This window comes from Mycobacterium sp. NGS26, assembly GCF_059813025.1.
The window spans coordinates 1-18,309 of sequence record NZ_JCALDU010000006.1; the positions used below are offsets into that span (position 1 = coordinate 1).

20 protein-coding genes and 1 pseudogene are annotated in these 18,309 nt (G+C 70.1%); 14 read left to right on the forward strand and 7 right to left on the reverse strand.

Annotation, left to right across the window (positions count from 1 at the left end):
* The 3 genes and pseudogenes from AC5Y6X_RS19110 to AC5Y6X_RS19120 all read left to right on the forward strand — a co-directional run.
* On the forward strand, positions 1-1,593 hold a 1,593-nt coding region (locus AC5Y6X_RS19110), incomplete at its 5' end, for a beta strand repeat-containing protein (protein WP_499988445.1).
* Positions 1,541-1,756, forward strand: a pseudogene (locus AC5Y6X_RS19115) (PPE family protein, SVP subgroup); the annotation flags it as partial. The gene AC5Y6X_RS19110 and the pseudogene AC5Y6X_RS19115, both read left to right, overlap by 53 nt.
* Before the next feature lie 87 nt (positions 1,757-1,843).
* Entirely contained in the window at positions 1,844-2,413 is a 570-nt protein-coding gene (locus AC5Y6X_RS19120) for a hypothetical protein (RefSeq protein WP_499988913.1), read from the forward strand.
* A 17-nt stretch (positions 2,414-2,430) separates the two neighbouring features.
* On the opposite strand, the gene AC5Y6X_RS19125 is transcribed toward AC5Y6X_RS19120, so the two are convergent.
* From AC5Y6X_RS19125 to AC5Y6X_RS19135, 3 genes are read right to left on the reverse strand one after another with little or no spacing between them, the layout of a single operon-like run.
* Positions 2,431-4,281: a GMC family oxidoreductase N-terminal domain-containing protein gene (locus AC5Y6X_RS19125; RefSeq protein ID WP_499988447.1), complete on the reverse strand. Its 1,851-nt coding sequence runs from the start codon at positions 4,279-4,281 to the stop codon at positions 2,431-2,433.
* Entirely contained in the window at positions 4,278-4,607 is a 330-nt protein-coding gene (locus AC5Y6X_RS19130) for a hypothetical protein (RefSeq protein ID WP_324681134.1), read from the reverse strand. Before AC5Y6X_RS19130 ends, AC5Y6X_RS19125 begins: the two co-directional genes overlap by 4 nt.
* The gene (locus AC5Y6X_RS19135) at positions 4,604-5,551 is read right to left on the reverse strand and encodes a tocopherol cyclase family protein (protein WP_499988449.1); all 948 of its coding nucleotides are present in this window, start codon (positions 5,549-5,551) and stop codon (positions 4,604-4,606) included. The genes AC5Y6X_RS19130 and AC5Y6X_RS19135 overlap by 4 nt, the downstream gene beginning before the upstream one ends.
* Positions 5,552-5,594: 43 nt before the next feature.
* On the opposite strand from AC5Y6X_RS19135, the gene AC5Y6X_RS19140 reads away from it, so the two are divergent.
* Both AC5Y6X_RS19140 and AC5Y6X_RS19145 read left to right on the forward strand, forming a co-directional pair.
* Positions 5,595-6,317 (forward strand): FadR/GntR family transcriptional regulator, encoded by a 723-nt coding sequence (locus AC5Y6X_RS19140; RefSeq protein ID WP_499988451.1) that lies wholly within the window; start codon positions 5,595-5,597, stop codon positions 6,315-6,317.
* A 68-nt stretch (positions 6,318-6,385) separates the two neighbouring features.
* On the forward strand, positions 6,386-7,219 hold the full coding sequence (locus tag AC5Y6X_RS19145; RefSeq protein ID WP_499988453.1) for a COG4705 family protein: 834 nt from the start codon (positions 6,386-6,388) through the stop codon (positions 7,217-7,219).
* On the opposite strand, the gene AC5Y6X_RS19150 is transcribed toward AC5Y6X_RS19145, so the two are convergent.
* Complete coding sequence (locus AC5Y6X_RS19150) at positions 7,182-7,967, reverse strand: DUF3109 family protein (RefSeq protein ID WP_499988454.1); 786 nt, start codon at positions 7,965-7,967, stop codon at positions 7,182-7,184. The genes AC5Y6X_RS19145 and AC5Y6X_RS19150 overlap by 38 nt on opposite strands.
* Positions 7,968-8,086: 119 nt before the next feature.
* Between AC5Y6X_RS19150 and AC5Y6X_RS19155 the strand changes: the two genes are divergently transcribed.
* The 9 genes from AC5Y6X_RS19155 (at position 8,087) to AC5Y6X_RS19195 (ending at position 15,679) form a co-directional block, all read left to right on the forward strand.
* On the forward strand, positions 8,087-9,103 hold the full coding sequence (locus AC5Y6X_RS19155; RefSeq protein ID WP_324681129.1) for a Ppx/GppA family phosphatase: 1,017 nt from the start codon (positions 8,087-8,089) through the stop codon (positions 9,101-9,103).
* A complete protein-coding gene (locus AC5Y6X_RS19160; protein ID WP_499988456.1) occupies positions 9,100-10,104 on the forward strand; it encodes an Rv0497 family membrane protein in 1,005 nt (334 codons plus the stop codon). Before AC5Y6X_RS19155 ends, AC5Y6X_RS19160 begins: the two co-directional genes overlap by 4 nt.
* Positions 10,105-10,120: 16 nt before the next feature.
* Positions 10,121-10,963: a sugar phosphate isomerase/epimerase family protein gene (locus AC5Y6X_RS19165; RefSeq protein ID WP_324681127.1), complete on the forward strand. Its 843-nt coding sequence runs from the start codon at positions 10,121-10,123 to the stop codon at positions 10,961-10,963.
* A gap of 20 nt (positions 10,964-10,983) precedes the next feature.
* On the forward strand, positions 10,984-11,817 hold the full coding sequence (locus AC5Y6X_RS19170) for a thioesterase family protein (RefSeq protein WP_324681126.1): 834 nt from the start codon (positions 10,984-10,986) through the stop codon (positions 11,815-11,817).
* A gap of 27 nt (positions 11,818-11,844) precedes the next feature.
* On the forward strand, positions 11,845-12,723 hold the full coding sequence (gene proC / locus AC5Y6X_RS19175; RefSeq protein WP_499988458.1) for a pyrroline-5-carboxylate reductase: 879 nt from the start codon (positions 11,845-11,847) through the stop codon (positions 12,721-12,723).
* Between the two features lie 140 nt (positions 12,724-12,863).
* Positions 12,864-13,118 carry a cell division/environmental response transcriptional regulator gene (locus tag AC5Y6X_RS19180; RefSeq protein ID WP_499988459.1) on the forward strand — a complete coding sequence of 85 codons (255 nt, stop codon included), beginning with the start codon at positions 12,864-12,866 and terminating at the stop codon, positions 13,116-13,118.
* 164 nt (positions 13,119-13,282) lie between these two features.
* Positions 13,283-13,384: a 30S ribosomal protein bS22 gene (locus tag AC5Y6X_RS19185; RefSeq protein WP_003402602.1), complete on the forward strand. Its 102-nt coding sequence runs from the start codon at positions 13,283-13,285 to the stop codon at positions 13,382-13,384.
* Positions 13,385-13,466: 82 nt separating this feature from the next.
* The gene (locus AC5Y6X_RS19190; protein ID WP_499988460.1) at positions 13,467-14,606 is read left to right on the forward strand and encodes an SDR family oxidoreductase; all 1,140 of its coding nucleotides are present in this window, start codon (positions 13,467-13,469) and stop codon (positions 14,604-14,606) included.
* Positions 14,588-15,679: a lysophospholipid acyltransferase family protein gene (locus AC5Y6X_RS19195; protein WP_499988462.1), complete on the forward strand. Its 1,092-nt coding sequence runs from the start codon at positions 14,588-14,590 to the stop codon at positions 15,677-15,679. Before AC5Y6X_RS19190 ends, AC5Y6X_RS19195 begins: the two co-directional genes overlap by 19 nt.
* A gap of 83 nt (positions 15,680-15,762) precedes the next feature.
* Here AC5Y6X_RS19195 and cmaA2 read toward each other — a convergent pair whose 3' ends face one another.
* The 3 genes from cmaA2 to AC5Y6X_RS19210 are packed head-to-tail and all read right to left on the reverse strand — an operon-like array spanning position 15,763 to position 18,173.
* Positions 15,763-16,671 carry a cyclopropane mycolic acid synthase CmaA2 gene (gene cmaA2 / locus AC5Y6X_RS19200; RefSeq protein WP_499988463.1) on the reverse strand — a complete coding sequence of 303 codons (909 nt, stop codon included), beginning with the start codon at positions 16,669-16,671 and terminating at the stop codon, positions 15,763-15,765.
* A 10-nt stretch (positions 16,672-16,681) separates the two neighbouring features.
* On the reverse strand, positions 16,682-17,194 hold the full coding sequence (locus AC5Y6X_RS19205) for an FAS1-like dehydratase domain-containing protein (RefSeq protein ID WP_324681121.1): 513 nt from the start codon (positions 17,192-17,194) through the stop codon (positions 16,682-16,684).
* Positions 17,195-17,240: 46 nt separating this feature from the next.
* Positions 17,241-18,173, reverse strand: a complete 933-nt coding sequence (locus AC5Y6X_RS19210) for an HAD family hydrolase (protein ID WP_499988464.1) — start codon at positions 18,171-18,173, stop codon at positions 17,241-17,243.
* Between the last annotated feature and the right edge of the window lie 136 nt (positions 18,174-18,309).

The following is an 18,309-nucleotide window of genomic DNA, read 5'->3' on the forward strand; positions in this document are numbered from 1 at the left end:
GGCAGCGTGGAGGTCGCCAACGGCGGCGTATTGAGTGTGGACGTCGGCGGCAGCGTCACCGACAGTGGCACGTTGACAGTGGATGTCGGCGGCACCCTGACCGACTCCGGCACCATCACGGTGTCGGGCACGTTGACCGATAGCGGCACGGTCACCATCAACACCGGCGGCGTCTTGACCGACACGGGCACGGTGACCATCACCGGCGGCGGGCAGCTGTTCGACAGCGGCACGTTGACCAACACCGGCGGGTCGATCGTGATCAGCACGGGCAGCCCCGACACCGGCACCTTGACCATCAACGCCGGGGCCAGCTTCACCGACACCGGCGTGGTGACCATCAACACCGGTGGGGTGCTGGATGACTACGGCAGCGTGTCGGTGGGCTCGGGGGTCACGTTGACCGACGGCGGCGCCCTGAACGTCTACGCCGGCGGCACCCTGACCGACACTGGCACCATCACGGTGTCGGGCACCTTGACCGACAGCGGCACGGTCACCATCAACACCGGCGGCATCCTGACCGACACGGGCACGGTGACCATCACCGGCGGCGGGCAGCTGTTCGACAGCGGCACGTTGACCAACACCGGCGGGTCGATCGTGATCAGCACCGGCAGCCCCGACACCGGCACCTTGACCATCAACGCCGGCGCCACCTTCACCGACACCGGCACGGTCACGATCAACACCGGCGGGGTGCTGGACGACTACGGCAGCGTTTCGGTGGCCTCCGGTGCCACCCTGACCGACGGCGGCGCCCTCAACGTCTACGCCGGCGGCACCCTGACCGACAGCGGCACCATCACCGTATCGGGCACGCTGACGGACAGCGGCACGGTCACCATCAACACCGGCGGCACCGTGCAGGTGACCAACGGCGGCACGATCACCATCAACACCGGCGGCATCCTGACCGACACCGGCACGGTCACCGTCAACATCGGCGGCACCGTGACCGACAGCGGCACGATTCAGGTCACCGCCACCGGCACCCTGTCGAATGCGGGCAGCGTGCAGGTCACCACCGGCGGCACGCTGACCATCAACGCCGGCGGCGCCCTGACCGACACGGGCACCATCACGGTGAACCTCGGCGGCACCCTGACCGACAGCGGCACGATAACCGTCACCGGCGGTGGCAGCCTGAGCGATGGCGGCCTGGTGACCGTCAACGCCGGCGGCTTGATCACCGTCGGCCCTAGCAGCACCCTGACCGTCGAGACGGGCAGCACCCTGATCGTCGACTCGGGCGGCTTCGTCATCGTCGGCGGCGGCACCATCACCGTCGGCCCCGGCGAGATCGTCATCGTCGGCCCCGGCGGGAGCTACACCCCCGCCGGCATCGTCGGCTACGTCGCGATCATCCCCGGCTCGCCCGTTCCGCCGGGTCCGCCGTCATGGGTGCCCGCCACCCTTGCACCGGCCCTCAGCGCGCCGGGCCTGGCGGGCCTGGCGGGAACCGCCGGAATTCAACCGCAGCCAGACAATTCAACCTATGGTCTATATCTAGACCAGCAGTCAGACGATGCAGATCGAAATGGCATCGACATCCATCGGCGCTTCGATTACATCGCCTCCGAGGCGGACTAGCGGGTCCGGTTGGAGCGGGGACATCGTGGCAAATGGTGGGCAAGAGGGCGACGCGAACCGCGAGGCGCCGGCCCCGTCAGGTGCGGCATCCGCGGGCCTTGGCAAGGCCATCTCGCTCGGGCCGTTATCGGTGCCGGTGAGCTGGTCAACGGCCGCCCCGCGGATGGAGCCGGCCTCGCCTTCATCGGCGACCAGCGCTGACGGCATGCCTCACCCCAGTTCACGGGGACGGAAGTTCCAACAGGCGCTGATGACAATGGTTGGGCACGGGATAACGGAAAACGACGAGACCCCGGTCCAAGACGATTCCGCGACGCGCGCCGACGACGCCGAGACTCCGAACGCCACGGTTCAGATCGCCGACCCCGCCACCGTCACCCCCGTCCCGCAAGGCGAAACCACGACCGTTCCGCCCGGCGCCACCATCACCCTCGGGGCCGGCGCCATCATCCACGTCAACAGCGGCTCCGTCACCGTCGTGGGCGGTGGTGCTCGCGTGCAGGCCGTTGCCGTCACCATCAACGCCGGCTGCGCCGTCGACACCCTCGGTACGTGCCGCGCGGGCGGCGACGTGGTCCCCGCCAACACTCGGGTCACCGCCACCTCCAGCCCCATCACCCTCACCCAGCACCGCCATGTCAAGGCCGAGGTCGAGCTGGTCAGCGGCTCTGCCACCGTCGGCACCGGCACGCATGTGGGGGAGGCCATCGTCCACGCGGGCCAAAGCGCCACCGCCGTCGTCGGCGACGCGGGTGCCTCCATCACCAACACCGAAGGCACCGTCGCCATCACCACCAGGCAGCACCGGCAGCTCGTGTAGCGCAAGAGCACAGCGCGTCAGCGCGCGCCGACCACCTCGCCCGCGACGGCCAGCGCCAGCGCCATGATCGACAGCTGCGGGTTCACTTCCGGGCAGCTGGGCAGGATCGACGCGTCGGCGACCCAAACGCCGTCGACGCCGCGCAGCCGCCCCGTCTCGTCGACCGGACAGAGCTGCCCGTCGGCGCCCGCGGCCGCGGTGCCCGTCGGATGAAACGCCGCCAGGTGCAGGCTTCGAGGATTGCTGCGCCGCAACGCATCCCGCAGCGCGGGCAGCGATGTCACGGTCGGCGCGTCGGGCAGACCGGTGAGCACCTCGACCGCCCCGGCGGTGAACAGCAGCCGGCCCATCGCCTCGACCGCGACCGCCAGCTTGGCGACGTCGGCGCGGGAGATGTTGTAGCGCACCAGCGTTTCGCCGCGCACCGAGTACACCGAGCCGACACCGCGGTCGGCGACCATGGCGCCGAACGTGGCGACCCGCGGCGCCTCCTCGAGCCAGCTCAGCAGCTCCGCGCCGTAGCCGGGAAAGACCATCGAGCCCATGCCGGGCGGCGTGGAGGTCGCCTCGATGAGCACGCCGTCCGACTCGTGGAACTCGTGCACGGCGGCGCTCTGCAGCACCCCGTGCCAGGCGACGACGTCGTCGTCGAAGCGCCCGGCGAGCATCGTCGCCGGATGCAGCGCGAGGTTGCGGCCCAGGCGCGGGTGTGCACCAAGGCCGCTGCGCCGCAACAGCATTGGCGTCTCCGTGGCGCCGGCGGCGACGATGACCGTGTCCGCCAGGACGTCGAGCGCCGTGCCGTCCGGACGACGGGCGCGCACCCCGCAGGCGCGTCCGTTCCGGTGCAGCACGCGTTCGACGCGAGCGTGCGAGACGATCCGCGCGCCCGCCGCGCAGGCCTGCGGCAGCGCGTTGAGGTGCACGCCGAACTTGGCGTTGCGCGGGCAGCCGATCGCGCACTGGCAACAGCCCTCGCAGCCCGGCGCGTTGCGCGGAATGGGCGCCGCCCGCCAGCCCAGCGACGAAGCGGCATCGAGCAGCAGCCTCCCGTTGCGGCCCATGATCTTCAGCGGCACCGGCGCGACCCGCAGCGTGTGCTCGACGTCGTCGAGGTGGGCGCCAAGCCGGTCGGGGTCGGCGAAGCCGAGCCCGAACTCGTCGCGCCAGCGCCGCTGCACGGTCAAAGGCGGGCGGTAGCAGGTGCCGGAATTGACGACGGTGGTGCCGCCGACCGCCCGGCCGATGGGCAGCACCACCGACGGCCGGCCCAGCGCGACGGTGGCCCCGGCGCCGCGGTACAGCCCGGCGTAGCGATCGATCGGGTGGGTGGTGCGGAACTCCTCGACGGTCCAGCGGCGCCCCTCTTCGAGCACCACGGTGTCCAGGCCGGCCCGGGCCAGGGCGCGGGCCGCCATCGCGCCGCCCGCGCCGGACCCGACGATCACCGCGTCGGCGGCGACGACGGAGCCGCTCTCGGTCGACGGGGTGATGGCCAGCGGCGCGTCGGGGCGCGCCGCGTCGTGTTCCTGGGCGCGCGAAAGCAGTTCGGGCGCATAGGTTTCGGCGCCGTTGGCCAGCAACACGATCGCCTTCATCGCCTCGACGGCCGCGCCGGCGTCCGGGCCCAAAGCGGCGACGTGGCGCAGCACCCGATCCCGTTGCTCGGGACCGAGCCGCGACAGCGGCCGGCCGGTGGTCAGGTAGCTGGCCGCCGCCACGGACGCCAGCCCGGCGCGCAACGCCAGCCGCGACGTCGCCGGCAGCCGCGCGACGTAACGGTCGACGCGATCGGCCAGCTGCGCCGGCGACGGCCCGCCGCGCTCCTCGGGCAGCAGCGCGGCCCCGAACGAGGCCACCAGGCTCATAGCAGGCGGCCGAGCCGCCGGCCGAGCTTGATGAAGAACGGGTACGTCGCGAAGATCGCCCCGGCCGCCGCGTGCAGGCGCCAGCCCGCCTCGGCGGTGTTCACGCCGAAAACGCCGCTGTTCCACATGAAGTCGCGGCCGTTGCGGGCGCGGAACGGGCGCCACAGCACGCCGAGTCCGGGCACGTTGTTGTAGAGCCCGAACGAGCCGCCGAAGAAGACGCCGAGCACCGCGGCCTCGGCGACGTCGCGGCGATCGCTGGGCACGTTGCGTTCGATCAGCACTCCGGCGGCGACCAGCATCGGCGGGTCGAGAAGAAAGCTCACGTCGGGATCCTTTCGTTGACGGCGGGGGCCTCGGCGCCGCGCAGGCCGACCTCGGCGTGCCCGGTGCCCAGCACCGACCAGCGGCGGTCGTCGATCTCGACGTGGACGTCGGCCTGCTCGGTGTTGGTGCACACCGCGGTGGCGCCGTCGGGGTCGGTGTATCCGAGGCTCACGCACTTCTCCGGGGGCTGGTCGACGCGGATGAGCACCTTGCGGCCGCCGATGCGTCCCTCCAGCTGCCAATGCCGGACGCCGAGCGTGGTCCGCATCCGCAGCGACGGCAAAACGCTTGCGGGCCAATCCTTTCCGTCGATCCGGAAGCGCACGAACGCCATCGGCGCAAGCCGGCGCAGCCCCGGCCGGTGCGAGACCGCGGTCACCGCCTCGAGGACGTCGCCGCCGCCGAGGTCGGCGTGCACCCACCCCCAGCGTTTGGCGTTGCCGTGCCCGTAGATGTGGGCGACGCCGCCGCGCCAGCCGTCGATGCGCACGGCGTCGTCGCCGACGGTGAGCGAGCCGGTGAAGTCGGCGGTGGGGGCCAGGACCACCTGCGCGCCGGGCAGCAGCTCGCGCTCCCACGCCGCGCGGGGAAACGTCCACAGCGGCGCGCCGCCGTCGCGCCAGCGCAGCTCCCAGCCGAGCGATCCCGCGCGTCCGGTCAGCTCCTCGGGCGCGGCTCGCACGCCCGCGGCGGCGAACCAGTCGGTGCAAGCGGGTTGGGCCGGCACCGGGCCGAACCGCTCGGTGCGCGGCGGGCCGTCGGCCGGAAACCAGGTCGCCCAGCCGTGCGCGTACGGCGCGTCCCGCACCGGCGCCACCGTCTCGCAGTGGACCCACAGGCCCGCGCGCGTGCTCGGATCCGACAGGGTGGCGTACCAGACTTCCAGCCGCCCGGCCTTGCCCCGCCAGCGCGGGGACGCGGCGGATCGCCGTTCGTCGTCCACTTACCCACCTCCGTCGGTCCCGTCCACTATATTGGTTGAGCCAATGAACCAGTCAAATGCGCTGCAACCGCCGGATCGCCAGCGGGTGGACGAACAGATCGCCGCGTCGATCGCCGACGCCATCCTCGACGGCGTCTTCCCGCCCGGCTCGACCCTGCCGCCCGAGCGGGACCTGGCTGAGCAGCTCGACGTCAACCGCACGTCGCTGCGCCAGGGCCTGGCCCGGCTGCAGCAGATGGGCCTGATCGAGGCCCGGCACGGCAGCGGCAACGTGGTGCGCGACCCCGAGGGCCTGACCCATCCCGCCGTGGTCGAGGCGCTGGTGCGCAAGCTCGGCCCCGAGTTTCTGGTCGAGCTGCTCGAGATCCGCGCGGCGCTGGGGCCGCTGATCGGGCGGCTGGCGGCGCAGCGCGGGGCGCCCGAGGACGCCGACGCGCTGCGGGACGCGCTGGCCGCGGTGGCCGAGGCCGACGGCGCCGCCGCACGCCAGGCCGCCGACCTCGCCTACTTCCGGGTGCTGATCCACGCCACCGGTAACCGGGCGCTGGGGCTGCTGTATCGCTGGGTCGAGCACGCGTTCGGCGGCCGCGAGCACGAGCTCACCGGGGCCTACGACGACGCCGGCCCGGTGGTGGCCGGCCTGCGGGCGATCACCGACGCGGTGCTGGCGCGCGACGCGGCGGCCGGCGCCGCGGCCGTCGAGGCGTACCTGGAGGCCAGCGCGATGCGAATGGTGTTGTCCTACAACAAGACCCGCGCAGGCTGAGCGGGCCACGCGCGCAAGCCAGTACGATCGTTCACCAGCGCGCCCAGCCGCGGAACGGGAGCCGTCATATGAGCGATGTGACGAAGCAGGCTTTGAGCAAGGTGCCGGCGGTCACCCTGGGCTTCTGGGTGATCAAGGTCTTGGCGACGACGCTGGGCGAAACGGGTGGCGACGCCGTGACGATGACGATGTTCCACGCCGATACGCTCGAGAATTGGGGCTACCTCATCGGCGTCGCGCTGTTCGGCGGCGCGCTGGTGGTGCTGGTCGTCGCGCAGATATTCGCCAAGCGTTTCCATCCGGCTCTCTACTGGGCGACCATCGTCGCGTCGACGACGTTCGGCACGACACTGGCCGACTTCGCCGACCGGTCGCTGGGCATCGGCTACACGGGTGGGTCGCTGGTGCTGTTGTGTTGCCTGCTGGCAACTTTGGGGCTCTGGTACTGGTCGCAGGGAACGGTGTCGGTCAATACCGTTTCGACGCCGAAGGTGGAGGCGTTCTACTGGGCCACCATCACGTTTTCGCAAACCCTGGGCACCGCGCTCGGTGACTGGCTCGCCGACACGCGCGGATTCGGTTACGAACGCGGCGCGCTGGTGTTCGGCGCGGGCCTGGTCGTCGTCGCGGGCCTGTATTACTGGACGAGCGTGTCGCGCGTGACCCTGTTCTGGGTCGCGTTCATCCTGACCCGGCCGCTGGGCGCCACCGTGGGCGATTTCCTCGACAAGCCCGTCAGCCACGGCGGTCTGGATCTGAGCCGCCCGCTGGCGTCGGCGGTCATCGCGGCCATCATCGTCGCGCTGATCATTGTCCTGCCGCAGCGCCCGGGCCGGCATCCCGGCCGGCCAAACGACGACGACGCTACTCGGCGAGCCGGGTCGCCGGGTGCACCGCGATGAGCCCTAAGTTGCTGCGGCGCTTGCACATTGCCGCCAGCTCCGCGTAGGCCTTGGCGCCCAGCAGTTCGGTGAGCTCGTCGGCCAGGCTCTCCCACACCTGCTTGGCGCCGATGTGCGTGCCCGGGTCGCCGGTGCAATACCAATGCAAGTCGGCGCCGCCGGAACCCCAGCCGCGGCGGTCGAATTCGGTGACGGTGGTCTTGAGGATCTCGCTGCCGTCGGGCCGGGTAACCCACTCCTGGCTGCGCCGGATCGGCAGCTGCCAGCAGACATCGGGTTTCATCGTCAGCGGCGCCACGCCCAGCTTGAGGGCCTTGCTGTGCAGCGCGCAGCCGGGCCCGCCGGGAAAGCCGGGACGGTTCAGGAAGATGCAGGCGTCCTTGTGCTTGCGGGTGCGGTATTGCGGCTCGCCCTCGTGCTCGTCGAGCTCCAGGTAGCCCTTGCGACCCAAGCCCTTTTCGCGGAACTGCCAATCCTCGTCGGTGAGCTGTTTGACCGCGTCGTCCAACCGGGCGCGGTCGTCGTCGTCGCACAGGAACGCACCGTGCGAGCAGCAGCCGTCGTCCGGCCGGCCCTCCACCGTGCCGCGGCAGGCCGGCGTGCCGAAGACACATGTCCAGCGGGACAGCAGCCACGTGAGATCGGCCGCAATCAGGTGCTCGGGGTTGTCCGGGTCATAGAACTCCACCCATTCGCGGGCGAAGTCCAATTCGACCTCCTGGCCCGGCTCGAGATGCGAATTCGCCACGGTGTCAACGTTAGACCAAGATTCGCGCTCCCCGAGGGGCCGACACCCGGGCGTAGCGCGGCCGATCAATCGGCGGGGCGCGGGACGCCCGACGCCGTCGCAGCGACTAGGTTTGTTTCGTGCGATTGGGCGTGCTCGACGTGGGCAGCAACACGGTCCATCTGCTGGTGGTCGATGCCCACCGCGGTGGCCACCCCACGCCCATGAGTTCGACCAAGGCCACGCTGCGACTCGCCGAGGCCACCGACAGCTCGGGCAAGATCACCAAGCGGGGCGCCGAGAAGCTGATCTCCACCATCGACGAGTTCGCCAAGATCGCGGTCAGCTCCGGCTGCGAGGAGCTGATGGCCTTTGCCACCTCCGCGGTGCGCGACGCCGAGAATTCCGACGACGTGCTGGCCCGGGTGCGCAAGGAGACCGGCGTCGAGCTGCAGGTGCTGCGCGGCGTCGACGAGTCGCGGCTGACCTTCCTGGCGGTGCGCCGCTGGTACGGGTGGAGCGCCGGGCGGATCATCAACCTCGACATCGGCGGCGGCTCGCTGGAGGTGTCCAGCGGCGTCGACGAGGAGCCCGAGATCGCGTTGTCGCTGCCGCTGGGCGCCGGACGGCTGACCCGCGAGTGGCTGCCCGACGACCCGCCGGGCCGGCGCCGGGTGTCGATGCTGCGTGAGTGGCTGGACGCCGAGCTGGCGGACGCCGCCGGCACCGTGCTCGACGCCGGCAGCCCGGACCTGGCCGTGGCAACCTCGAAGACGTTCCGGTCGCTGGCCCGGCTCACCGGCGCGGCGCCGTCGGCGGCCGGGCCGCGGGTCAAGCGGACGCTCACGGCCAACGGCCTCAGGCAACTCATATCTTTCATCTCTAGGATGACGACCGCTGACCGAGCCGAACTGGAAGGAGTGAGCGCCGAGCGGGCGCCACAGATCGTGGCCGGCGCGCTGGTGGCGGAGGCGAGCATGCGAGCGCTGTCGATAGAAACGGTGGATATCTGCCCGTGGGCATTACGGGAAGGTCTCATCTTGCGCAAACTCGACAGCGAAGCCGACGGAACCGCCCTCGTCGAGACCTCGGTGCGCGATGCTGGAGGCCAGAAAGTTGATCGGAACGCGAACCGATCGAGAGGCGACAAACCATGACCGGACCACACCCCGAGACCGAGAGCCCCGGCACCCGGCCCATCTCGGTGGCGGAATTGCTGGCCAGGAATGGAACGATCGGCGCCCCGGCGGTCACCCGGCGGCGGCGCCGCCGGCGCGGGGATAGCGACGCGGTCACCGTCGCGGAGCTGACCGGCGAGCTTCCCGTCATCCGGGACGACGAGACCGACCGCGGCGGCAACGGCACCGCCCAGGTCGCCGAGCCGGACGTCGAAGCATCGGAAACCGCCGAGCAAGCCCCCGAAGAGGTCACCGACGAGCGGCCCAAATCCGCCTACTGGTCCGAGCCCGAGCCGCGCTGGCCCAAGTCGCCGCCGCAGCCGCACCACGCGGAGGGGCCGGAGCGCAGCGCCTACCCGCGTCCCGTGCGCCTCGGCGACGCGCGGGACGCCGAGCAGTCCGGCGCCGAGGACATGAGCCCGGACCCGCTGGACCAATACGCCGACATCCCGGTCGACGTGATGGATTCCGAGGTGCGCGAGGCCGAGCCCGCGACCGAGGATTCCGCCTACGTGCGCTCGTACCTGCAGTCCTCGGATTCGACGCTGTTCGGCGGGCAGACCCTCGCCGACGAGCTGGCCCGGCGGCGCAGCGGAGACGCGGCGGACGCGCGAACGGAAGAGCTCGAGGGGGACCACCGCACCGACGCGGCCGCCAAAGCCCAAGCCGAAGCCCAGGCCCGGGCCGAGGCCGCCCGTCCGGCCCACGGGCGGCTCGCGAGCCTGTGGCGCGGCGCCCTGGTCGTCGCGCAGTCGATGCTGGCGGTCGCGTTCGGCGCCGGGCTGTTCATCGCCTTCGACCAGCTGTGGCGGTGGAACAGCCTGGTGGCGCTGGTGCTGTCGGTGCTGGTCATCCTGGGCCTGGTGGCCGGGGTGCGGGTGGTCCGCAAGACCGAGGACATCGCCAGCACGCTGATCGCGGTCGCGGTCGGGGCGCTGATCACCCTGGGCCCGCTGGCACTGTCCCTGCAATCGGGCTAGGCGTCACCGGCAAACAGTGCGCCCCGCAATCAAAGTCGGCCTGTCCACGGCCTCGGTCTATCCGTTACGGGCCGAGGCCGCGTTCGAGTATGCGGCCCGGCTCGGCTACGACGGCGTCGAGCTGATGGTGTGGAGCGAGTCGGTCAGCCAGGACGTCGATGCGGTCAAGAAGCTCTCGCGGCGCTACCGCATGCCGGTGCTGTCCGTGCACGCCCCCTGCCTGCTGATCTCCCAGCGGGTGTGGGGCTCCAACCCGATTCACAAGCTGGACCGCAGCGTGCGGGCCGCCGAGAAGTTGGGCGCGCCGACCGTCGTCGTGCATCCGCCGTTTCGCTGGCAGCGCCGCTACGCCGAGGGCTTCAGCGACCAGGTGGCATCCCTGGAGGCGTCCAGCGACGTGAAGATCGCGGTGGAGAACATGTTCCCGTTCCGGGCCGACCGGTTCTTCGGGGCCGACCAGTCGCGCGAACGGATGCGCAGGCGCGGCGGCGGGCCGGGCCCGGCGATTTCGGCGTTCTCGCCCTCCTACGACCCGTTGGACGGCAACCACGCGCACTACACGCTGGACCTGTCGCACACCGCGACCGCGGGCAGCGACTCGCTGGAGATGGCGCGGCGAATGGGCCGGGGGCTGGTGCATCTGCACCTGTGCGACGGCAGCGGCCTGCCCGCCGACGAGCACCTGGTGCCGGGGCGCGGAACCCAGCCCACCGCCGAGGTGTGCCAGATGCTGGCCGGCGGCCGGTTCGCCGGGCATGTCATCCTCGAGGTGTCCACCTCCGGCGCGCGTTCGGCCACCGAGCGCGAAGCCATGCTGACCGAATCGTTGCAGTTCGCGCGCACGCACCTGATGCGCTGACCGGGAGACCCCAGGAGACCATGACCGCGCTGTTCACCGACGCAATGACGCTGCGCGAGACCGGCCCCGGCGTCTACGAGGGCGAGCTCAACAAGCACTGGACCATCGGGCCCAAGGTGCACGGCGGCGCCATGCTGGCGCTGTGCGCCAACGCCGCCCGCACGGTCTGCGGCGCACAATCCGAGCCGGTCCTGCAGCCGGTCGCCGTGTCGGCCAGCTTCCTGTGGGCGCCCGACCCGGGGGTGATGCAGCTGGTGACGTCGATCCGCAAGCGCGGCCGCCGGATCAGCGTGGTCGACGTCGAGCTCGTCCAGGGCAACCGCACCGCGGTGCACGCGGTGGTCAACCTCGGCGAGCCGGAGCACTTCACGCCCGGCGGGGAAATCGCGCCGCTGCTGTCGGCCAACCCGGTGGTGGGCCTGATGGCGCCCGAGCCGCCCGCCGACATCGCGCCGATCGGGCCCGGCCACCCGCTGGCCGGGCTGGTGCACCTGGGCGAGGGCTGCGACGTGCGGCCGGTGCTGTCGACGATGGAGCTCAGCGCCGACGGCCGGCCGCCGGTGATCCAGATGTGGGCGCGCCCCCGCGGGGTGGCCCCGGACGCGCTGTTCGCGCTCATGTGCGGGGACCTGTCGGCGCCGGTGACCTTCGCCGTGGACCGCACCGGCTGGGCGCCCACCGTCCAGCTCACGGCGTTCCTGCGGAGCCTGCCCGCCGACGGCTGGCTGCGGATCATCGCGACCTGCACCGAGATCGGGCACGACTGGTTCGACGAGGACCACACCGTCGTCGACAGCCTGGGCCGGATCGTGGTGCAAGCGCGCCAACTCGCGATGGTGCCCGCCGCTCGATAGCCGCCGGTGTCTGCGATGCTTTCCGGCATGGCAAGAATCGCGATCATCGGTGGCGGCAGCATCGGCGAGGCCTTGCTGTCGGGTCTGCTGCGGGCGGGGCGCCAGGTCAAGGACCTGGTGGTGGCCGAACGCGTGCCCGAACGCGCCAAGTACCTGGCCGACACCTACTCGGTGCTGGTGACGTCGTCGCCGGCCGAGGCGGTGGAGAACGCGACGTTCGTCGTCGTCGCGGTCAAGCCCGCCGACGTCGAGACGGTGATGGGGGAGTTGGCGCACGCGGCCGCGGCGGCCGACAACGACAGCGCCGAGCAGGTGTTCGTCACCGTCGCCGCGGGGATCACGATCACCTACTTCGAGTCGAAACTGCCGGCCGGGACGCCGGTGGTGCGGGCGATGCCGAACGCGGCGGCGCTGGTCGGCGCCGGGGTGACCGCGCTGGCCACCGGCCGGTTCGTGACCCCGCCCCAGCTCGAGGGGGTTTCGGCCCTGTTCGACGCGGTCGGCGGCGTGCTGACGGTTCCCGAGTCGCAAATGGACGCGGTGACCGCGCTGTCGGGATCCGGTCCGGCGTATTTCTTCCTGATGGTCGAGGCCCTGGTCGACGCCGGTGTCGCGGCGGGCCTGAGCCGCCAGGTGGCCACCGACCTGACCGCGCAGACCATGGCGGGCTCGGCGGCGATGCTGCTGGAACGGATGGACCAGGACCGGAGGCCGGGCGAGGGCGAGGCGTTGGGGGCCGGGGCGGACGCCACCGCGACCCAACTGCGCGCGACCATCACGTCGCCGGGCGGGACGACGGCCGCTGGGCTGCGGGAACTGGAAAGGGGCGGATTGCGGACCGCCGTCGACGCCGCCGTCCAGGCCGCCAAAAAGCGCTCTGAGCAGCTAAGAATTACATCGGAATAATTCAAGAATTTTGAACTGATTGTCCCCCACCAGTACCAGTAACCCCACTAGTCCCGCTATTCTCCTTTCTGTAAGCACGTGTGGGTGCCAGCGGAGGGGAAGCCGCTGGCATTGCGCGGGCCTGACACGATTGGGTTGCGATGACGTCTACGAACGGGCCATCGGCGCGCGATTCCGCCGGCAAGCGGGACACCGGCACAGCCGATAGCCAGCAGGCCAGGACACAATTTCTCACCGTCGCCGAAGTGGCGGCCCTGATGCGGGTCTCCAAGATGACGGTTTACCGGCTGGTGCACAACGGCGAGCTGCCGGCGGTTCGGGTCGGGCGGTCCTTCCGGGTGCATGCCAAGGCCGTCCACGACATGCTGGAGACTTCGTACTTCGACGCGGGCTGAGCTGAAATCCGCCGCGCGACCCACGCTTTCGGGGCGCGGCCGGATCGGCATCGAAGCGTGTGGCGTGGGGTCACGCCCATCGGTTTGGTGTTCTATGCGTCGCGCCGGGTAAAGTGTCCGGGTCAATTTCTTTCAAGCCGGTCACGGGTCAGATAGCGGAGTTCATGGGTTCAGTAATCAAGAAGCGGCGCAAGCGCATGTCGAAGAAAAAGCACCGCAAGCTGCTGCGCCGCACCCGGGTGCAGCGCAGAAAACTTGGCAAGTAAGCCCCGCCCGGCTGATCCCCACCCGCACCCACCGTCACGCGGCCGTAACGCCGTCGTATCCGTTGGCCGTTAGGCTGTTCGGGTGGATTCGCCGAACGGGGATGGTGGCGCGACGGGTGGCACCCGCGCCGACACCGGGGCCGAGGGCATGCACTACCCCAAGGTTGTGCTGGTCACCGGCGCCTGCCGATTTCTCGGCGGCTACCTGACCGCCCGCCTGGCGCAGAACCCGTTGATCAACGGGGTGATCGCGGTGGACGCGATCGCGCCGAGCAAGGACATGCTGCGCCGGATGGGCCGCGCCGAATTCGTGCGCGCCGACATTCGAAACCCATTCATCGCCAAGGTGATTCGAAACGGTGACGTCGACACGGTGGTGCACGCCGCGGCCGCCTCGTACGCGCCGCGGTCCGGCGGCACGGCGGCGCTCAAGGAACTCAACGTGATGGGCGCGATGCAACTGTTCGCGGCCTGCCAGAAGGCCCCGTCGGTTCGCCGCGTCGTGCTGAAGTCGACGTCGGAGGTGTACGGGTCGAGCCCGCACGACCCGGTGATGTTCACCGAGGACAGCAGCAGCCGTCGGCCGCTGCGCGCGGGCTTCGCCAAGGACAGCCTCGACATCGAGGGTTACGCGCGCGGCCTGGGCCGCCGCCGGCCCGACATCGCGGTGACCATTCTGCGGCTGGCCAACATGATCGGCCCGGCGATGGACACCACGCTGTCGCGCTATCTCGCCGGGCCCTTCGTGCCGACGATCTTCGGGCGAGACGCGCGACTGCAGCTGCTGCACGAGCAGGACGCGCTGGGCGCGCTGGAGCGCGCGGCGATGGCCGGCAAGGCCGGCACGTTCAACATCGGCGCCGACGGCATCATCATGCTGTCGCAGGCGATCCGGCGGGCCGGCCGAATTCCGTTGCCGGTACCGGGTTTTGGCGTCTGGGCGCTGGATTCGCTGAGACGGGCTAATCGCTACACCGAGATCGATCGTGAGCAATTCAACTACCTGAGCTACGGCCGGGTCATGGACACCACCAGGATGCGCACCGAGCTGGGCTACCAGCCCAAATGGACGACGGCCGAGGCGTTCGACGACTACGTCCGCGGGCGCGGCCTCACTCCCATAATCGCCCCGGATCGGGTACGCTCCCTGGAGGGTCGCGCCATAGCCTTGGCTCAGCGCTGGGGTTCCCGAAATCCAATTCCATGGGGTGGGGTCAGGTAGATATCGTGGCGGGTGAAACCAGAGCGAATGTCATTCCACTGCACACCAATCGGGGTCGGGTAGCGGCGCGGCGCAAAGCCGGCCAGCGCGCCGACGCGTCTCGGCAGCACCCCTCGTTGCTTTCCGATCCGGGCGGCCGGGCGTCGGCCGAGCAGCTCGCGGCCGTCGTCCGCGAAATCGATGAGCACCGACGCGTCGCGGGTGCGACGTCGACGAGCGAGGCGCCGCTCAACGAGCTCGCCCAGCGCGTCGCCGCCGTCGCGGGATTCCTGCGGCAGCGGCTGACGGGTGACTACAGCGTCGACGAGTTCGGGTTCGACCCGCACTTCAACAGCGCGGTCGTCCGGCCTTTGCTGAGGTTCTTCTTCCGGTCGTGGTTCCGCGTCGAGGTCAGCGGCGTGGAGAACCTGCCGAGCGAGGGCGCCGCGCTGGTGGTGGCCAATCACGCCGGGGTGCTGCCGTTCGACGGGCTGATGCTGTCGGTGGCGGTGCACGACGAGCATCCCGCGGAGCGCGACCTGCGGCTGCTGGCCGCCGACATGGTCTTCGACCTGCCGGTGATCGGCGAAACCGCCCGCAAGGCCGGCCACACCATGGCCTGCACGACGGACGCGCACCGGTTGCTGGCCGCCGGCGAGCTCACCGCCGTGTTCCCGGAGGGCTACAAGGGGCTGGGCAAGCGCTTCGAGGACCGCTACCGGTTGCAGCGGTTCGGCCGCGGCGGCTTCGTGACGGCCGCGCTGCGCACCAAGGCGCCGATCGTGCCGTGCTCGATCGTCGGCTCCGAAGAGATCTACCCGATGATCACCGACGTCAAGCTGCTCGCGCGGCTGTTCGGGCTGCCCTACTTCCCGATCACCCCGCTGTTCCCACTGGCCGGGCCGGCGGGCCTGGTGCCGCTGCCGTCGAAGTGGCGCATCGCGTTCGGGGAGCCGATCTACACCAACGACTACGCGGCGTCCGACGCCGAGGACCCGATGGTCACCTTCGAGCTGACCGACCAGGTGCGCGAGACGATCCAGCAGACGCTGTACCGGCTGCTGGCCGGCCGCCGCAACATCTTCCTGGGCTGAGTGAGCACGCTGAGCAGACGTAAAAGCCCCCGAAAACCATAGTTTTCGGGGGCTTTTACGTCTGCTCAGCGGTAGTTGCCGGCTTACTTGACGAGCGTGAACTGGCAGACGTCGGTGTAGTGGTCGCGGAACAGGTCCGAGCACCCACGCAGGTAGTGCATGTAGATGTCGTAGGTCTCCTGCCCCTTCAGGGCGATCGCCTCGTCCTTGTGCGCCTCCAGCGCGTCGGCCCAAGCGTTGAGCGTCGGCACGTAGTTATGGCCGATGCGGTGGTAGCGCTCGACCTTCCAGCCGGCGTTGGACGAGTAGTGGTCGACCTGCGAGATCCGGGGCAGCCGGCCGCCCGGGAAGATCTCGGTCAGGATGAACTTGATGAAGCGCAGCAGGCTCATCGGCGCCCCGAGGCCGCGCTCCTCGGCTTCCTCTTTGTCCGGGATGATGATCGAGTGCAGCAGCATCCGGCCGTCGTCGGGCGTCAGGTCGTAGTACTTCTTGAAGAAGGTGCCGTAGCGCTCGAACCCGGCGTCGCCGGCGCCATCGGCGAAGTGCTCGAAGGCGCCCAGTGACACGATCCGGTCCACCGGCTCGTCGAATTCTTCCCAGCCCTGGATCCGAACCTCTTTGCGGCGCGGGCTGTCAACCTCTTTGAACTTCTCCACGTCGTGGGCGTACTGGTTCTCGCTCAGCGTCAGGCCGATGACGTTGACGTCGTACTCCTGCACCGCGTGCCGCATGGTCGAGCCCCAGCCGCAGCCGATGTCGAGCAGCGTCATGCCGGGCTCGAGGTTGAGCTTGTCGAGCGCGAGCTTGCGCTTGGCGTACTGGGCTTCCTCGAGCGTCATGTTCGGGCGCTCTTCGAAGTAGGCGCAGCTGTAGGTCATCGACGGGTCAAGCCAAAGCTTGAAGAACTCGTTCGATTTGTCGTAGTGGGATCGGACTGCTTCGACCGGGGGCTTCAGCTGGGTGCCACCCGTTTCACCCTGTGACGTCATTGAATCGACCCTACTTTCCGGCAGATATGGATGCAATTGCAGCGGCGGTCGTCGCGGCGTCCGCTTCTTGATGCGCCGCTTCTCCCAGCATCGTGACGACGCTGGTGACCACCGGTTTGCCCTCGGCGTCTGTGACCTCGCTACGGATTTCGGAGATCACTGCGCCGTGGGACTCGATCACCGAGTCTAGATACGTGTCGAAGTACAGCTTGTCGTGGGCCAGGATCGGCCGGTGAAAGATGAACTTCTGGTCGCGGTGCAGGACCCGGGCGAGGTTGATCGGGATGTCGAACTTGGTGAAGATCTCGAGCTGCACACGGCGTCCCGCGATCGCCAGGAACGTCAGCGGCGCCACCAGAGCGGGGTAGCCGGCCTCGGCGGCGTCGGCCTCGTTGTAGTGCGTCGGGTGTTCGTCTTTCACCGCGGCCGCGAACTCGCGGATCTTCTCGCGTCCGACCTGGAAGTAGTCCGGCGCCCGGTAGTGGCTGCCGATGAGGCCTTCGGCCTCTTTGGGGACTGTCATGCCCGTCTTGCTTTCTGCTCGGATTGGTGCTCAGCGGCGCAGCTTATCAGCGCGATTGGCGTCGCGACGCCAACGCGGCCAGCGCACCGCCCGCCGCGCCGAGCGCCAGGGCCGACGGCACCCCGATCCGGGCCGCCTTGCGGGCGGTGCGGAAGTCGCGGATCTCCCACCCGCGCTCGCGCGCCAGCGCGCGTAACCGCGCGTCGGGGTTGATGGCGACCGCCGTGCCCACCAACGACAGCATGGGCACGTCGTTGTAGCTGTCGGAATAGGCGGTGCAGCGTTTGAGGTTGAGCCCCTCCCGGATCGCCAGCGACCGCACGGCGTGGGCCTTTCCGGTGCCGTGCAGGATCTCGCCCACCAGCCGGCCGGTGAACACCCCGTCGACCGACTCGGCGACGGTGCCCAGCGCGCCGGTCAGGCCGAGCCGCCGCGCGATCGTCGCCGCGAGTTCGTATGGGGTGGCGGTGATCAACCAAACCTGTTGGCCGGCATCGAGATGCATTTGGGTGAGCTCGCGGGTGCCCGCCCAGATCTTGTCGGCGATGATCTCGTCGTAGATCTCCTCGCCCAGGCGCTCCAGCTCCGACACCGACCGGCCCTCGATGAAAGCGAGCGCCTTGCGCCGACCGGCGGCGACGTCGTTGCTGTTCTCCTTGCCGAGCAACTGAAACTTGGCCTGCGCGTAGATGAATCCGAGCACATCGCGATAGGTGAAGTAGTCGCGCGCGGCCAGCCCGCGTCCGAAGTGCACCGCCGAGGAGCCCTGCACCAGGGTGTTGTCCACGTCGAAGAACGCCGCGGCGGTCAGGTCGACGGGCGGCTGCGGGTGATCCTCCGCCGCGGCCGCTTCCTCCATGCCCTCGAGCGCGCGTGCGGCGCTGGCGTCGGCGGCCACCGACTGCAGGTCGACGGGAGCGGTTGGTTCCGCGCCGCCCGGCACGGAGCCCGGCGCAGCACCCGGCGCGGAGGAAGTCATCGCTCAACCTCCTACGATCGCTGGCCCGGTGGCCGCGCTCCCGCGCGCGGCCGATATCAACCCTATCCGGCGGTTGCGCGGAGGGCTTGCGCCTCGCCTGGGCCGAGCTTGGGCGCGGGACGCGCCGCTCGTGTTC

What these genes read in the sequence shown, in the direction of transcription:
- AC5Y6X_RS19205 (WP_324681121.1), bottom strand. Translation starts at nt 17,194, where the DNA reads ATGACAGTCCCCAAAGAGGCCGAAGGCCTCATCGGCAGCCACTACCGG.
- AC5Y6X_RS19195 (WP_499988462.1), top strand. Translation starts at nt 14,588, where the DNA reads ATGGGGTGGGGTCAGGTAGATATCGTGGCGGGTGAAACCAGAGCGAAT.
- AC5Y6X_RS19185 (WP_003402602.1), top strand. Translation starts at nt 13,283, where the DNA reads ATGGGTTCAGTAATCAAGAAGCGGCGCAAGCGCATGTCGAAGAAAAAG.
- AC5Y6X_RS19210 (WP_499988464.1), bottom strand. Translation starts at nt 18,173, where the DNA reads ATGACTTCCTCCGCGCCGGGTGCTGCGCCGGGCTCCGTGCCGGGCGGC.
- AC5Y6X_RS19160 (WP_499988456.1), top strand. Translation starts at nt 9,100, where the DNA reads ATGACCGGACCACACCCCGAGACCGAGAGCCCCGGCACCCGGCCCATC.
- AC5Y6X_RS19170 (WP_324681126.1), top strand. Translation starts at nt 10,984, where the DNA reads ATGACCGCGCTGTTCACCGACGCAATGACGCTGCGCGAGACCGGCCCC.
- AC5Y6X_RS19145 (WP_499988453.1), top strand. Translation starts at nt 6,386, where the DNA reads ATGAGCGATGTGACGAAGCAGGCTTTGAGCAAGGTGCCGGCGGTCACC.
- AC5Y6X_RS19120 (WP_499988913.1), top strand. Translation starts at nt 1,844, where the DNA reads ATGACAATGGTTGGGCACGGGATAACGGAAAACGACGAGACCCCGGTC.
- proC (WP_499988458.1), top strand. Translation starts at nt 11,845, where the DNA reads ATGGCAAGAATCGCGATCATCGGTGGCGGCAGCATCGGCGAGGCCTTG.
- AC5Y6X_RS19125 (WP_499988447.1), bottom strand. Translation starts at nt 4,281, where the DNA reads ATGAGCCTGGTGGCCTCGTTCGGGGCCGCGCTGCTGCCCGAGGAGCGC.
- AC5Y6X_RS19180 (WP_499988459.1), top strand. Translation starts at nt 12,864, where the DNA reads ATGACGTCTACGAACGGGCCATCGGCGCGCGATTCCGCCGGCAAGCGG.
- AC5Y6X_RS19140 (WP_499988451.1), top strand. Translation starts at nt 5,595, where the DNA reads ATGAACCAGTCAAATGCGCTGCAACCGCCGGATCGCCAGCGGGTGGAC.
- cmaA2 (WP_499988463.1), bottom strand. Translation starts at nt 16,671, where the DNA reads ATGACGTCACAGGGTGAAACGGGTGGCACCCAGCTGAAGCCCCCGGTC.